Below are 15,463 nucleotides of genomic sequence, written 5' to 3'. Positions count from 1 at the left end.
TTTTACACTACTCCCAATGATCATAAACCTTTATTCTATCTACTTACTCATCACTGTACTTCTTCTTTGCCTATACAAATAAGTACCACTCGTAACAACAAGAACAATCCCGCCAAAATACATACCATACTCTATCGCGATCGCTACAATACTTTCAATATGTTGTCCAAATAAAGAACCGAGTACAAAGTAAACGAGTGTCCAAACAAATCCTGTCGTATAGGAATACAAAGCATACGTCTTAAATCGCATGTTATTCATTCCAACTAAATACGGTACGATATGTCTTACAACTGGTATGAAGTAACTTGTGACTAACGCATAATGACCATACCTCTCTACCATTTTTTGAGATTTCAAAAGATATTTCGCTTTTTTCTTTTTCATTAGCTTATCAAGTACTTTCGTACCAAATATTTTCCCTAGTATATAACCTAAAGAAAGTCCGGATACAACACCTAAATATGTTAATAAAAATGCAGGAATGATGCTTAATACCCCTAGTGAGGATACAAAACCTCCACTCATTACAATCATTTCATCTGGAATCGGCATACCGATAATCCCTAACCATAAACAGAAAAATAGTGCCCAATAACCGTATTGCTCAATGTAGGATAATAATTCATTTAATTCCATTACGCATATGCTCTCCTTAGCTCTTTTTTACAGCTAAAGACGTAAGCTGGCGGGAAATTGAGCCACACTTTTTCTAGCGCAATTTCAGGGAAGAAATGCTGTATAAACCCTTTTTTCACAAGTGAATATTGAAATGTAATAAATTCACCGTTCTCATGTATCACTTCCATTACATTGTTTAAAATACGCTTTGAAACTTCTTCTGGTAAAGAAGTAAAAGGTAATCCAGATAAGACGTAATCCATACATTCTATATTGAACTCTTCCATATACTTCTTTATATTTTCAGCTGAACCGTGTACAACAATGACATTCTGCTCATCTTTAAACTTTCTCTTTAACTCTTTGAAAAACACTTCATTAATTTCAATAAGAAGAAATATTGTCTCCTTCTTCTTTCTCTTCATAATCTCTCTCGTAAAAACCCCTGTACCAGGCCCTAACTCTACAATGCATTTTGCTCTATTAAAATCAATTACATCTACCATTTTCTTTGCTAATATTTTCGAACTTGGCGCAATCGCACCAGTATGTTTCGGGTGTTTAATAAATTCATGTAAGAATGTTATGAGCTGCATGTAAACCTCTCCCCGTTCGTTCAATAGTTTTTAACTTGTGTCTAAGTATAACTATCGTTTCTTAATAAAAATTGAGGAGATTTCTTAAGATTTTATGAAGAATTTAAAAACAGCTATCGCCTATAGCGATAGCTGTTTCGTTATTACTTCGCACTCACGATCTTATAGTAAGAACGAACCGTTAAGAAGTAATATCCGATATAAATGACACCGTATACTCCGATACTAATTAGGAGCGGAATCATAATTTCAAATGGTAGTAAGTTTGCTAAACCTTTTAGTGCAAATAGGCTGTGTAAAATTCCGATTACTAACGGAATCGCAAAGATAAAGCTTACTTGTTTTGCAATTGCTTTTTTCATTTCTTGTTTCGTTACACCGACTTTGCGAAGTACAACGTAACGCTCACGATCTGCATTTGCCTCTGTTAATTGTTTAAAGTAAATGATAGAACCTGTTGCTAGTAAGAATACAAGTCCTAAGAACATTCCGATGAACATCATTAGTCCAGTTCCTTCAAGCCCCATATGGAAACCAGTGTAGAAATCTCTAAATGGTGGTGTCATTTCTGATTCACCAGCTGGCATCACTTTTGTTAATTTTTCTGTTAATACTTTACTGTTTCTTTCATCTTTTACATCAATATTTTTTACAACACGTGTTCCAAATGCTTGCTTCGCTTGTTCGTACATTTCATCTGAAACGACAACAACTAGTTCACCTAAATTCGTAATTGCATTATTATTTGCACCTTGGATTGCTAATGTCTTCGTTTCATTTCCAATTTGGAATACCGCTTTACTTCCTTTATATTCAGGACTAAACTCATACCCTTCAATATAAGAGCTATCATATATAAATGCTTCACCGGTAGCTACATTCACTGTCTCTACTTCCATTTTTTTAGCAAGTTTATTAAATTCAGACTGAGACATAAACTGATATTTTTCTGAGATACTGTAGTTCAGATTAAGAATAAAATCAACTTTATTCCCTTCAAACTTTCCTTTTACAGGAACCATCTCGATTTCAAATTGATCTTTTACAGGGTGATCCGCTTTCTCTTCAGCAAGAATCGCATTTACTTTCTTATCTAGCTCTGTACCTTTTTTCTCGTAAGAATAACTGTACGGCGCAACTGCTTTTGATTGCGTAAATGTGTTGTAATACATCGTAACTGACGTACCAACCGCTGTTAATGTTACCGCACTTAAAATAGAAATTGTCGCAAGTGACTTTGCATTTCCTTTAATACGATATAGTAACTGTGACGTTGTGACCATATTCATACCGTTATAAAACGATGATTTATTATTTCTTGCACGTTTCAATACGAATACTGTAAAGAACATAAATAGTAAGTACGTACCTAATACTGTCGCAAGTAAAATATAAAGTGCGACTACCATAAAGTCTGCATACTTAAGTGCCTTCATATACATTAATGCTAAGAAATAACCTGAACCGATTAAGAAAACTGAAATTAATGCCATAATGACTGATCCTTTTGGCATTGCTTCTCCTTCACGTTCTGCACGGAAAAGTTCGATTAACTTAAATCGGTAAATTAGGCGGTACCCTTGAAGTGATGTATACAATATAATCACAAAGAAAATAATTGCTGTATCAATAATTGCAGCCATCGGTACTTCAAAATGAACATTTAAGTTTAATCCCATCATACTTACTAGTAGTTCAAGGAATAGTTTTGAAAGGACGCTACCAATCGCAATCCCGATAATTAAAGACATTAACCCCATTAACATATTTTCATAAAAGAGCATTTTACCAATCTGTCTTTTACGAATACCTAATAAGGAATATAATCCAACTTCTTTTTTACGTTTTCGTGTAAAGAATCCGTTTGAATATATAATGAACACTGCTACGAAAATAATAAGCATGACACTGGAAACTTGGAATGCACCGCTAATTTTTTTAGAACCTTCCGCGGCTTTTTCCATTTGCGAATTGTACTGCAGTGCTTTAAATGTAAAGTAAATTACAATACTAAAAATCATAGATGCAAAATATACAAAGTAGTCTTTAAAGTTCCGCTGTATGTTGCGGAGGGCAATGCTAGATAAGGTCATCAGCCATACCTCCAGAAATGGAAGACATTACGTCAACGACTTTTTGGAAAAATTGTTTACGCGTTGATTCACCGCGGTGCAATTCTTTATATAACTCACCATCTTTAATGAAAATAACTCGTTTACAATAACTCGCCGCAAACGCATCATGCGTTACCATTAAAATTGTAGAGTTATCATATTCATTTAACGACTTCATACTTTCTAATAAATCTGTCGCTGATTTAGAATCAAGCGCTCCAGTCGGCTCGTCCCCAAAGATCATACTAGGATTGGTAACGATCGCACGCGATGCCGCACAGCGCTGCTTCTGTCCACCAGATACTTGATATGGAAACTGACTTAAAATATGATCAATACCGAATTTCTTCGAGATTTCAAGAACGCGGCGATCAATTTCATTCGCTTTCACCTTTGATAATGCAAGAGGTAAAGCAATATTTTCTTTTACCGTTAACGTATCTAATAAGTTATAATCTTGGAAAATGAATCCTAAATGATCGCGGCGGAATAATGCTAGCTTATCATCATTCATCTTCACGATGTCTTTTCCATCAATTAAAATTTCACCGTCCGTCGCATTATCAATTGTAGAAAGAACATTTAAAAGAGTTGTCTTACCAGAACCAGAAGGTCCCATAATTCCAACGAACTCACCTTCTTTTACTTGTAAGTTAATACCTTTTAACGCTTCAAATTTATTACCACCTGTGTCATATACTTTTTTTATATTTTTTGCTTCTAACACCGTTTTCATCTCGACATCCCTCATTTCTTCTATTCTCTATTTTCAACTATATACACTCTCTACTCTTGCCACTATCGATGTTTCTTACACAAACATGACAGTTATGTAAGGCACACAAGTAAAGACATCATAATTTAACCTACTGAATGAAAGTACTTTGTTACTATAACATTGGGATATCATGCCATCCATTCATTCTCCTTACAGGAACATTACATTTTTGTAAGGTTCAAAATGCACCCGACAAAGTTGTGCATGAAATGTCGGATGGAGCTATTTCATTCCTGCTATTCTATTTACAAAGGAGGTCATGTAATGGATTCACTTAAAAATATGAATGCGGCAATGCAATATATTGAAGACAACCTTACACACGAAATTGATTTTAAGAAAGTCGCAAGAATAGCTTTCTGCTCCGAATATCATTTCAAAAGAATGTTTTCTTTTCTAGCTGGCATATCACTATGGGAATATATTCGCTGTCGACGTCTTACTCTTGCGGCCTTTGAACTAAAAGATAGCGATGTAAAAGTCATCGATGTCGCTATAAAATATGGATACAACTCACCAGATTCTTTTTCACGTGCATTTCAAAATTTGCACGGAATAACGCCTTCAGAAGCTCGAAGTACTAGCCGTTCTTTGAAAGCTTATTCACCAATGACCTTCCAGTTATCGATTAAAGGAGGAAATGAAATGAACTATCGAATTGAAGAAAAAGATCCATTTCGAATCATTGGTATACAAAAACGAGTACCGATTGTTTTTACTGGTGTAAATGAAGAAATTGCTTCTATGTGGAAAAGTTTAGACAGCCAATCAATCGAAACATTAAAATCCCTTTCAAATATTGAACCTACAGGAATTATTAGTGCTTCTACTAACTTTTCTGAAAGAAGAATGGAGGAAAAAGGCGAACTCGATCACTATATTGGAGTAGCCACAACGAAAGATTGTCCAGAGCAATTCAAACAACTTGAAGTTGCTACTTCAACGTGGGCTATATTTGAAGTTATTGGTCCATTTCCTAATGCTTTGCAAAACGTGTGGGGACGTATTTATTCCGAATGGTTCCCTTCTTCAAACTATGAACTAGCAGAAGGACCAGAAATATTATGGAATGAACAGAAAGATATCACATCATCAACTTTTAAAAGTGAGATTTGGATACCCGTTTTGAAAAAGTAATATAAGAGTCTAAACTTTTTTCAAAATAAAGAAGCTGCTCTTCCTTTAAAGGAAGAGCAGCTTCTTATTTTATACTTCTTCTCGATTCTTTCTTATACAAGAATATAGTAATAATCGAAATCGCTACAACAACTAAAAAAGTAAATACCCTGTAGTTCCATATAGTATCCGTACCAATTAACAAGGCGGGTATAACAGCCATAATTAAACCACCAAACATACCAACAAACGATCCTACACTTTGCTTTACTATTTGAGTTTCGGATACCCAATCATAATAACCAAATCGATTATTAATAAAAATTCCCCATACTGCCGAAAATAATGAATATGTTATCGGTGTTATTACGATTAAAAGAGAACTCCAAACATCTAGTTTTAACCCTATTATCAGTAATACGGCACTAATAAGTGATGCAGGTATACTTAATGAAAGATTCATAAGAATTTTACTGTCATAAATCATCTTTGGTGTAATAGGCAACGACTTAATAATCCATACATTTTTTCCTTCTAATGACAATGACACACATGTTGTACACGTCAACGAAATCATTGCTGCAATAGCAAATGGCGCAACCTTTTGCAAAACCGTCTCAATTCCAGGATACTCTATTAATTGACTTGGTCCTATCACAACTATAGCCAGTGAGAAAGCTATAGCCATCACAACTCCCATTCCACTATTTATTACATACACTGTAGAAGAAAAGAAACGCTTCAGTTCTTTTTTATACAATGCGACCAATACACTTTCTTTTCTCATACTAGTAATCTCATAATTTGAAAGCATATGATAAGTGGTAATCCCTGTGTTTATTTGCTTATATTTTAACGAAAGTATTTTTACAAAAAGATAATACCAAATAACCGATATCCCAACAAACGGGATGAAAGCTGCAATATCAGCATTAACAATTGCTTTTTGAAACATGTTAGCCAATGGATAAACCTTAGTTAATTGCTCTGAAACCATTGCACCAATTCCGTTCATATCATTAAGGCTATGTTGAGAATTCCCATTTTTCATCATGAAGAAACTAAATGTAATAATTACTATAAAACTTAAAATTGTAGTTATTTTATTCGTATTTTTAAATCTAGAAGCGATTGCCGTAATCGCAGCTCCAAAGACTGCTGCGATTGTTGTTGGAATTAAAGATGCTATAAACATACTGATGAACCACATAAAATAAAAAGAAATTGATGGCTTCTCATTTATGCCATAAATAACTCCCATTGGTAGCATGATTATGATTGAAAAGAGTGTATTTAGCAAATATAAATACAAAAACCTACTTGTAATAACAGTACTTACACGAATCGGTAATGACATTAAAAAATCGTAATCCTTAAAAGCAAAAATCTCTCCATTTGCCTTAAATATAGTGAAAAACAACGTCAATACACTGCTAATAACTAGTGCATAAACTGGGATAATTTCACTTATTCCTAGTTTCACCAACCCATATGCTGAGGCACCACAATATAGCATTAAAATGATACCAACCAAAGCAATAGATGCTGACAGCAAAATCTTATTCTGCTTCTTTTTCTTATCTTTTTCGTATCTAAAAGTATTTAAACCAAGCTGCGTTATCAACCGGATTTTCAAAAGCCCTAGACTATTAGTATTCATTAGCAAGCTCCTTCATAAAGAGCTCTTCCAATGAGCCTTCCTTTATTAAAGAATTCACTTCCCCTGAAAGTGCTAATTTCCCTCTATTAATCATCGCTATTTTATTACATAACTTCTCCGCCACATCTAAAACATGCGTAGAAAAGAAAATCGCACTTCCCTTTTCACAAAGCTCTTTCATAATCCCTTTCAATACTACAGCAGCCTTTGGATCAAGACCAACGAAAGGTTCATCTAAAACTAATAATTTTGGTTTATGCAAAACCGCTGATATAATCGCCACTTTTTGTTTCATACCATGTGAATAAGAAGATATTAAATCTCCTAGATACGGTGTAATCTCAAAAGCATCTCCGTACTTTTGTATCTCCTTTTCCCGATCTTTTGCAGACACCTTAAAAACATCGGCGACAAAGTTCAAATATTGAATTCCTGTTAATTGCTCATATAAATCTGGATTATCAGGAATATACGCCATTACTCTCTTACATGCAATCGGGTCCTTTTTTACTGAATGTCCATCAACAAAAATTTCACCCTCTTCAAAATCTATAACTCCTACTAACGACTTAATTGTTGTACTCTTCCCCGCACCGTTATGTCCAATAAACCCAAAGATATCTCCTGCTTGAACAGTAATATTTAACTGATTTACTGCTTTATTGCCACCTTTGTATGTCTTGCTAAAGTTTATAATTTCTAACATATGATTTCCCCCAATCACTTGTTTATTAACAGAATTTTCAGACCTAAGAGCAAAAAATTTACTCAGTGAGCTTTCGTTATCCCCACTGAGTATTAAAATCTCTTAACACATAGAAACTATAAATATAAAATTTGACTAGTATAGCTCACAATTGCATTTCTTTTTTATACAAAACATAAGAATATAAATTCATTATGATGACAGCAACTACTATAATCCCAAGCATCATATAGGATCTCCAATCAGCCGGTGCAAAAACACTTATAATCATAATAAGTCCTAAAGTCACAAATACTTTTCCGCTAAATCGGTGTGTTTTCCGCCATACTTCTTCATTACTTAACGTCCAAGGATTACGCATCCCAACGAAAAAGTTAGGCTTACACTGCGGTAAATAATTACCCATTACTAAAAATAATACACCAACTAGTAATTCTGGGACTCGATTAATAAATACGTTATATCCTAGTCCACTTGTGATGATATCTATATTTCCTACAAATAATAGCAAGAGTATCCCGTTATTCATCATCATAAAAGCTTTAGAAAATTTCTCGTAATTTGCTTTCTTTGGATCAATCTTTGGTATCACATTTAGAAATATATATAACGCAATCATAATTCCAACCATAGAAATCATTCCGTAAAATTTAGAAGAATAGCCATCTACCTTACCGCCGCTCCAATGTGTCGCGATTGTGTCTGGCAAATGTGGCCAAGCAAACGCCCACGCTACACAAGTTATAACAATTAATATAATTGCAAAAAGATGTTTCTTCATCTTTCCTGCACTCCCCTATTTTTAATTCACTCATTCTATACTATTTCTTTTTATAAATAACATATGACTTTACTGTTGAGATGAAGGTACATATTCATCTCACTCCAACCACCATAAATTTTATATTATTTTATTAAGACCCTATCTCTTTCTTATAAGCCACATAAGAATATCCCATCGTTAGTCCTACTGCCCCAATAATAATCCCAACCATTAAGAAAGCTTTCCATGCTGCCGGTGCGAAAATACTTAAAATCATAATGACCCCTAGTACAACAAACACCTTCCCACTAAAACGGTGCGTCTTTCTCCACACTTCTTCGTTGCTTAATGTCCACGGTGTTTTTATACCTACAAAGTAGTTTGGTTTACATTGTGGTAAATAGTTGCCGATGACTATAAATAAAAGACCAACAAGAATATACGGTGTACTATTCATCGGAATGTCATAACCTAATCCTACTCCAATTACGAGCATGTTTACTAAAAATAATACTACTAATACGCTATAATTCATTATCGTATAACTTCTAGAAAATTTTTCGTAATTCTTTTTCTTAGGATCCATTTTAGGAGTAACTGTTAATAAAACATAGGTGAAAATCATGACCCCAAGTAGCAACAGCATTGCATTAAATTTTGAAGCAAAGCCATTCACACCTTCAGTCCCCCAATGAATTGCCATTGTATCAGGCAAATTCGGCCAAGCATATGCCCAAGCTAAACCAGTTATAAAAATCAATATAATTGCGATAAGATGCTTCCTCATTTCCCCTCTTCCCCCTTATTCGTAAATGTAAACACCCAAGTTAATAAATCTTGAAAGACAGTTGTGTTTAAAGAATACATAACGAATTGTCCTCTTTTTTCATCTTGAATAAGTTCAGCATTTTTAAGTGCATTTAAGTGGTGTGAAATACTCGGTTTAGTCATATTGAAATGTTCAGCAATCTCACCAGCGGTTAAATCGCCTTCTTTTAATAAATCTAAAATTTTTCGCCTTGTTGGATCTGCTAATGCTTTAAATGCTTGATTCAATGTCTTTCTTCCTTTCAACAATTAGACATTTAGATACTTATCTAAATGTTAAAATGATTTCAGTTAATTGTCAATTATATATAAGGCCCTTTTTACTTTTTCCACTTTTGACCTATACTGTTTACTAGCTTATATTTCAACATAATGAAAAGACTTGAAACACATGATACACTATAGCTACAATTGTTTTTTTAGGAGGAATATACATATGTATAAAATTTTAATCGTTGAAGACGATCCAAATATTTCAACATTACTACAATCTCACATTCAAAAATATGGCTATGATGCTGTTGTTACGGAGAACTTCGATGATATTATGGAGTCGTTTAACGCAGTGAAGCCACATCTTGTTTTACTTGATGTAAATTTACCGAAATTCGATGGATTCTACTGGTGCCGTCAAATTCGTCATGAATCGACTTGTCCAATTATTTTCATTTCGGCACGTGCAGGTGAAATGGAACAAATTATGGCGATTGAAAGCGGTGCGGATGATTACATTACAAAACCGTTCCACTACGACGTTGTAATGGCAAAAATTAAAGGGCAATTACGTCGTATTTACGGTGATTATGCGCCAAATATTTCTGAGCGTATCGTTGAAGTAGAAGGGCTAAAATTATTCCCTGAGCGTCCAGAAATTCATTTTGGGGCTGAACAAGTTCTTTTAACGAAGAAAGAGGCAATTTTAGCGGAAATGCTATTATCTAAATTCCCACGTACAGCAAGTCGTGAAGATTTACTAGCAGCTCTTTGGGACGACGAAAGCTTCGTTGAGGAAAATACATTAAACGTAAACATCACGCGTCTTCGTAAAAAGTTCAATGAGCTTGGTATTGAAAATGCTATTGAAACAGTACGTGGACTTGGGTATCGTTTTAACGCAACTTGGAGTGAATAAGCATGAAGCTATTTTTACGTGATCATTTTGCATTTTTTCTACTATATGTATTAAACTTCGGAATTATTTTCGTTCTCTATGATGCAGTAGATGGATTTCAAAATAATAAGTTTTACTTCATCGTTTTAAGTCTATACTTATTTATCTGTTTCCTCGCTTATCGTTACGTTCGTAACCGTAGAATGTATCACAGATTAAGTGAACCACCAGAAAAAATGGAAGATGCGTTTATTGAAAGAGCGACTGCTCCTATGCCCCACAGTGTAAACGAACTCGTTCGTACGCAATATCGTCTATTCCAAAAAGACTTACAAACATTCGAAGTAAAACAACAAGAACACCAATTATTTATTAACCATTGGGTACATCAAATGAAAACGCCCGTTTCTGTCATGCAGCTCATGGTACTTGAAATGGAAGATGAACATTTAATCCCGAAATTTAAAAAAGAGTTAGAACGACTAAATCAAGGACTCGATATGGCTTTATACATGGCGAGATTAAATAATTTCCATGAAGACTTCCATGTTGAGACGATTTCATTAAAAGATACTGTAACAAAAAATATTAACGGATTAAAAGAGCTATTCATTCGAAATGGCGTCTTCCCCGTTTTAGAAGTTCATTCAGATTTAAAAGTTGCTTCTGATGCGAAATGGCTAAAGTTCATCATTTATCAGTTAATGACAAATGCCGTTCGCTATTCTGGTGAACGCGGAAAAAAAGTTTTCTTATCAGCTTACCGAAATGGAAAAGATATTATTTTAGAAGTTCGTGACGAAGGTGTCGGTATTCCGCAAGAAGATGTTCGAAGAGTGTTTGAACCATTTTACACTGGAAAAAATGGTCGTACATTCGGAGAATCTACTGGTATGGGACTTTATATCGTAAGTAAAATTTGTGATTATTTAGGTCATTCCGTGAAACTAGACTCTGAAGTTGGTAAAGGAACGACGATTAAAATCATCTTCCACAACGCTGCGAATAATCAAGCAGAAACTACGGAGAAGGTGACCGAAGCATGATCATAACATATGCTAGCAAAATGTATGAGAACTTACTCTCATACATTTTTTGCAATGAAACTACATATGTACCTTCTAAACGGAGGTACATATTATGACGTTTTGGCAATTTGCATTTAAAAATGTAACGCGCAACTCAAGAGCTTATTTTGCCTACTTTTTAAGCAGTTCCTTTTCAATTGCTGTTTTCTTTTCATTTGCTGTTTATTTATTTCACCCGAAATTACAAAATTTCAGTATGATCTCTGAGATTTCAGGCTTAATGATTTTTTCAGAAGTTGTCATTGTACTGTTCTCTTTCTTCTTTTTACTATATTCAATCGGATCGTTTTTAAAAGTTCGTAAAAAACAATTTGGTATTTTAACCGTTTTAGGTATATCGAAAAAGCAATTACATCGTCTCGTTTTTACGGAAAATATGTTAATTGGTATTTTATCTATCTTTTTCGGCATGCAGTTTGGGCTTGTCTTTTCGCAATTTTTCTTATTAGTAACAGCGAAACTTACGCACGTACCAGGGATATATTTATATTGGCCTACAGACGCTTTCATTTTAACGACAATTGTTTTCCTTAGTCTTTTTATTGTTGTATCTACATTCACACCGATGCTCGTTCGAACAAAAAAATCGGTACATCTTTTAAAGGCAAATGGCGGGAAACAAAAAGAACGAAAACCATCCATACTCATTTCTCTATTTGGTGCTGTATGTTTATTAGGTGGCTACGCTTTAGCGAGCAAACCAATATATTTCGTATCATTAAGCCCGCAAATAGGAATGGTTTATATCCTTTCCAGTATTTTTGTCATTCCGGCACTTGTTTCAATCGGAACATATTTCTTCTTTTCACAAATTAGTTTCTTACTCATTCATATTTTGAAAAAGAGACGAAAATTTTATATGAAGCGTATTAATATGCTTTGGATTTCTGATTTAGCTAGCCGCATTCGATCAAATATTAATATGCTTTTCGTTGTAGCAATGCTATCTACGATTGCTTTTACGATGATTACTTTTTTATATGGATTCGGGAAGTTTATGAAACTTGATGTTGAACGAAATTCACCATTCGCATTTTCTTATTTCTCATATGATGCGAATCCTTTTACTTCCCCGCACTTGAATTGGCTAGAAAAACAATTACAAGATGGGAAATTTTCTTACGATAAAATTAAAGTAGATTTATATGCTACACCTGTAAAAACTGAAAACGGTATAGAAACTTATAATGACACGTATGCCATAAAGCAAAGTGACTATAATAAGCTCGCTACTTCATTACAATTAAAACAACTATTTATAAATGATAATGAAACATATATATTATCTGGAGCAGCATATTTCCCATTGTTTAGTGCATTCGATCAAAATTACACTAGCACACACATTACACTCGCTAACACAAATAATAAGCTACAAGTAAAAGGATTTGAGATAAATAATGCGCTTCCGGCTACTTTTGCGTACGAAACGTTAGTACTATCTGATTCTGTCGTTAACAATTTACAAAATAACACGAGACATATAATAGCCTATAATTACAACGTGGAAAACTGGGAAAATACATATGCTATTGCTGATGAGTTTGTAAAACGAGCTGATAAAGACCGTGCCAGTATCGAGCACGAAGGAGCTCTCATTCGTATTTTCGAAGCCAGCAACTCCCTATATAGAATCAAATCTGGAAGTGCTTCCTACTTCCTCATTGGTACGTTCCTTGGGATTATTTTCTTTATTGGTGCTGGGAGTGTACTGTACTTCCGAATGTATACAGATTTAACAAACGAGCAAGAGAAGTATGCAACGATTACGAAGATCGGCTTAACAGAATCAGAAATGAAGCGTTCAGCGACCATTCAACTCGGAATTTTATTTTTCGTTCCATACATTATGGCTTCTATTCATACGATGTTTGCAACAAAGATGTTGCAAGATGTAATTAATTTATCATTGTTCACTGAAATTACAGCCGTTCTTATTATTTTCGGGACTGTAGAATTCATCTTTTTCCTATTAATTCGTTCGCTTTATATGCAAAAATTATCACAGTATATAAATGGATAAAATATTTAAAACAACTTTTTCGAAAAATTTATTACATGAAAAGGGTATCTATCATACCCTTTTCACGTTCACTCTACTAGGAGGTTAGGTGAATGACATTTTGGCAGTTTGCATTTAAAAACGTGACACGGAACGCCAGAGCTTATTTCGCCTATTTTGTAAGCAGTGCGTTTTCCATCGCAATTTTTTTCTCATTTGCAGTTTATTTATTTCATCCTAAGCTGCATATGACAGACGTTAATTATGCTCTGAGCATATTAATGACAATTTCAGAAGTTGTCATTGTATTCTTTTCATTTTTCTTCTTACTATATTCGATCGGTACGTTTTTGAAAGTACGAAAAAAGCAATTTGGAATTTTAACAGTACTTGGTATATCTCCAAAGCAGTTAAAAAGGCTCGTATTTATAGAAAACATGCTAATTGGTGTCCTTTCCATATTTTTCGGTATTCAATTGGGACTTGTCTTTTCACAGTTCTTCCTATTAATTACCGCCAAAATTACACATGTACCTGGTCTATATTTATATTGGCCTACAAGTGCTATTATTTTAACAACAATAATCTTTCTCGGACTCTTTATTCTCGTATCGTCCTTTACACCGATGCTGATCCGTACGAGGAAAGCTGTACGACTTTTAAAAGAAGGTAAACAACATAAAGAAAGAAAAGCATCCGTACTCATCTCTTTATTTGGTGCGATATGTTTAATATCAGGATATGTGTTAGCAGCAAACCCGCTCTACTTTATATCACTTGGAGATATAGTTGGACTTTTGTACGCCACCACTAGTATATTTGTCATTCCATCACTTATTGCAGCCGGGACATATTTTTTCTTTTCACAAATTAGCTTCTTACTCATTCGTATATTAAAGACGCGAAGAAAGTTTTATATGAAACGTATTAATATGCTTTGGATTTCTGATTTAGCAACGCGAATTCGGACAAACATTAACATGCTCTTTATAGTAGCGATGCTATCGACGCTCGCTTTTACAATGATTACATTCTTATATGGGTTTGGGAAATTCACAAAGTTTGATGAAATAAGGCAAAACCCTTTCCCTTTTACTTATTTATCACATACTGAAAATACGTTAGCTGATGAACATTTAAATTGGTTAGAACAAAAATTCAATGAAGAGCAATTTACTTATGAGAAATTTAAAACGGATATATATGAAGTTTCATCAGGAGAAGAAGTTCCACATCTCTATTATGCAATTAAACAAAGTGATTATAATATACTTGCTAAAGCATTAAATTGGGAAACGCTCACCGTAAGTAATAATGAGTCTTATATCCTTATTAAAGATATAGATGATCAATTCATTGGAACAATTTTTGATCAAGAAAAGAAAAATACTCTTACACTTACTCAAAACTCTTTACCGCTACAAGTAAAAGAATATAAAAGTTATAACCCTTTCCCAAATAGCCTAATATCCCAATTACTCGTACTATCTGATGAAAATGTAGAAGCCTTATCAACCGTTTCAAAACAGATGAGTGTATATAGCTTTAAAGTTAAGGATTGGGAAAAAGCGCATAACATCGGGTCAGCGTTTACAACAAAAATTAAAAAAGATAATGAAGCTATCCAAGCAGAACATCCACCGTTCCATGCAAGTGAAGCGAGCGACTCTCTATACAAGACAAAACTAAATGCCGCTTCGTTCTTCTTAATTGGCACTTTCCTTGGTGTAATTTTCTTTATCGGAGCTGGCAGTGTTCTTTACTTCCGTATGTATACAGATTTAACAAATGAGCAAGAAAAGTATATAACTGTTACAAAAATTGGTTTAACAGAAACTGAGATGAAACAGTCCGCAACAATTCAACTTGCCATCTTATTCTTTGTTCCTTACATTATGGCATCCATCCATACGATGTTTGCGACAAAGATGTTGCAAGAAATATTAAATCTATCATTATTCGCTGAGATTACGGTTGTACTTGTAATCTTTGGAACGGTTGAAATTCTCTTTTTCCTTTTAATTCGTTCCTTTTATATGCAAAAATTATCACAACATATTAAGTTTTAAGGAATAGAAAG

General features: G+C 34.1%; 14 protein-coding genes. 5 read left to right on the top strand and 9 right to left on the bottom strand.

The genetic code is table 11. From position 1 onward, the window contains the following. Positions 1 to 39 precede the first annotated feature (39 nt). The 4 genes from MR109_RS19850 to MR109_RS19835 form a co-directional block, all read right to left on the bottom strand. Positions 40 to 639: a DedA family protein gene (locus MR109_RS19850; protein ID WP_242273609.1), complete on the bottom strand. Its 600-nt coding sequence runs from the start codon at positions 637 to 639 to the stop codon at positions 40 to 42. Then, a complete protein-coding gene (locus MR109_RS19845) occupies positions 639 to 1,217 on the bottom strand; it encodes a class I SAM-dependent methyltransferase (RefSeq protein WP_242273608.1) in 579 nt (192 codons plus the stop codon). Before MR109_RS19845 ends, MR109_RS19850 begins: the two co-directional genes overlap by 1 nt. A gap of 143 nt (positions 1,218 to 1,360) precedes the next feature. Continuing rightward, entirely contained in the window at positions 1,361 to 3,310 is a 1,950-nt protein-coding gene (locus tag MR109_RS19840) for an ABC transporter permease (RefSeq protein ID WP_242273607.1), read from the bottom strand. After that, positions 3,297 to 4,067, bottom strand: a complete 771-nt coding sequence (locus MR109_RS19835) for an ABC transporter ATP-binding protein (RefSeq protein WP_002173944.1) — start codon at positions 4,065 to 4,067, stop codon at positions 3,297 to 3,299. The genes MR109_RS19840 and MR109_RS19835 overlap by 14 nt, the downstream gene beginning before the upstream one ends. Positions 4,068 to 4,373: 306 nt before the next feature. Between MR109_RS19835 and MR109_RS19830 the strand changes: the two genes are divergently transcribed. Next, positions 4,374 to 5,246 carry an AraC family transcriptional regulator gene (locus MR109_RS19830; protein ID WP_242273606.1) on the top strand — a complete coding sequence of 291 codons (873 nt, stop codon included), beginning with the start codon at positions 4,374 to 4,376 and terminating at the stop codon, positions 5,244 to 5,246. Positions 5,247 to 5,310: 64 nt separating this feature from the next. Here MR109_RS19830 and MR109_RS19825 read toward each other — a convergent pair whose 3' ends face one another. From MR109_RS19825 to MR109_RS19805, 5 genes are all read right to left on the bottom strand, one after another. After that, positions 5,311 to 6,885 (bottom strand): putative ABC transporter permease subunit, encoded by a 1,575-nt coding sequence (locus MR109_RS19825; RefSeq protein ID WP_242273605.1) that lies wholly within the window; start codon positions 6,883 to 6,885, stop codon positions 5,311 to 5,313. Beyond that, positions 6,875 to 7,591: an ABC transporter ATP-binding protein gene (locus MR109_RS19820; protein ID WP_242273603.1), complete on the bottom strand. Its 717-nt coding sequence runs from the start codon at positions 7,589 to 7,591 to the stop codon at positions 6,875 to 6,877. Before MR109_RS19820 ends, MR109_RS19825 begins: the two co-directional genes overlap by 11 nt. A 145-nt stretch (positions 7,592 to 7,736) precedes the next feature. Continuing rightward, on the bottom strand, positions 7,737 to 8,372 hold the full coding sequence (locus MR109_RS19815; protein ID WP_242273602.1) for an SdpI family protein: 636 nt from the start codon (positions 8,370 to 8,372) through the stop codon (positions 7,737 to 7,739). 133 nt (positions 8,373 to 8,505) lie between these two features. Further along, positions 8,506 to 9,141 carry an SdpI family protein gene (locus tag MR109_RS19810; protein WP_242273600.1) on the bottom strand — a complete coding sequence of 212 codons (636 nt, stop codon included), beginning with the start codon at positions 9,139 to 9,141 and terminating at the stop codon, positions 8,506 to 8,508. Next, a complete protein-coding gene (locus MR109_RS19805) occupies positions 9,138 to 9,410 on the bottom strand; it encodes an autorepressor SdpR family transcription factor (protein ID WP_098304233.1) in 273 nt (90 codons plus the stop codon). Before MR109_RS19805 ends, MR109_RS19810 begins: the two co-directional genes overlap by 4 nt. Positions 9,411 to 9,618: 208 nt before the next feature. Between MR109_RS19805 and MR109_RS19800 the strand changes: the two genes are divergently transcribed. The 4 genes from MR109_RS19800 to MR109_RS19785 all read left to right on the top strand — a co-directional run bounded on the left by MR109_RS19800 (position 9,619) and on the right by MR109_RS19785 (position 15,452). Next, positions 9,619 to 10,314: a response regulator transcription factor gene (locus MR109_RS19800; RefSeq protein WP_098304232.1), complete on the top strand. Its 696-nt coding sequence runs from the start codon at positions 9,619 to 9,621 to the stop codon at positions 10,312 to 10,314. Between the two features lie 2 nt (positions 10,315 to 10,316). Continuing rightward, positions 10,317 to 11,339, top strand: a complete 1,023-nt coding sequence (locus MR109_RS19795; RefSeq protein ID WP_242273598.1) for a sensor histidine kinase — start codon at positions 10,317 to 10,319, stop codon at positions 11,337 to 11,339. 94 nt (positions 11,340 to 11,433) lie between these two features. Next, entirely contained in the window at positions 11,434 to 13,404 is a 1,971-nt protein-coding gene (locus tag MR109_RS19790) for an FtsX-like permease family protein (RefSeq protein ID WP_242273597.1), read from the top strand. A gap of 92 nt (positions 13,405 to 13,496) precedes the next feature. Then, entirely contained in the window at positions 13,497 to 15,452 is a 1,956-nt protein-coding gene (locus MR109_RS19785; RefSeq protein ID WP_242273596.1) for an FtsX-like permease family protein, read from the top strand. The last annotated feature ends 11 nt before the right edge of the window (positions 15,453 to 15,463 follow it).

This window comes from Bacillus cereus group sp. BfR-BA-01310 (assembly GCF_022664325.1).
Taxonomy (GTDB): Bacteria; Bacillota; Bacilli; order Bacillales; family Bacillaceae_G; genus Bacillus_A; species Bacillus_A paramycoides.
This window is presented reverse-complemented; position numbering and strand designations above follow the sequence as displayed.

Bases quoted from the DNA above. Each gene is read 5' to 3' on its own strand.
- MR109_RS19850 (WP_242273609.1), bottom strand. From the start codon at position 639: ATGGAATTAAATGAATTATTATCCTACATTGAGCAATACGGTTATTGG.
- MR109_RS19845 (WP_242273608.1), bottom strand. From the start codon at position 1,217: ATGCAGCTCATAACATTCTTACATGAATTTATTAAACACCCGAAACAT.
- MR109_RS19840 (WP_242273607.1), bottom strand. From the start codon at position 3,310: ATGACCTTATCTAGCATTGCCCTCCGCAACATACAGCGGAACTTTAAA.
- MR109_RS19835 (WP_002173944.1), bottom strand. From the start codon at position 4,067: ATGAAAACGGTGTTAGAAGCAAAAAATATAAAAAAAGTATATGACACA.
- MR109_RS19830 (WP_242273606.1), top strand. From the start codon at position 4,374: ATGGATTCACTTAAAAATATGAATGCGGCAATGCAATATATTGAAGAC.
- MR109_RS19825 (WP_242273605.1), bottom strand. From the start codon at position 6,885: ATGAATACTAATAGTCTAGGGCTTTTGAAAATCCGGTTGATAACGCAG.
- MR109_RS19820 (WP_242273603.1), bottom strand. From the start codon at position 7,591: ATGTTAGAAATTATAAACTTTAGCAAGACATACAAAGGTGGCAATAAA.
- MR109_RS19815 (WP_242273602.1), bottom strand. From the start codon at position 8,372: ATGAAGAAACATCTTTTTGCAATTATATTAATTGTTATAACTTGTGTA.
- MR109_RS19810 (WP_242273600.1), bottom strand. From the start codon at position 9,141: ATGAGGAAGCATCTTATCGCAATTATATTGATTTTTATAACTGGTTTA.
- MR109_RS19800 (WP_098304232.1), top strand. From the start codon at position 9,619: ATGTATAAAATTTTAATCGTTGAAGACGATCCAAATATTTCAACATTA.
- MR109_RS19795 (WP_242273598.1), top strand. From the start codon at position 10,317: ATGAAGCTATTTTTACGTGATCATTTTGCATTTTTTCTACTATATGTA.
- MR109_RS19790 (WP_242273597.1), top strand. From the start codon at position 11,434: ATGACGTTTTGGCAATTTGCATTTAAAAATGTAACGCGCAACTCAAGA.
- MR109_RS19785 (WP_242273596.1), top strand. From the start codon at position 13,497: ATGACATTTTGGCAGTTTGCATTTAAAAACGTGACACGGAACGCCAGA.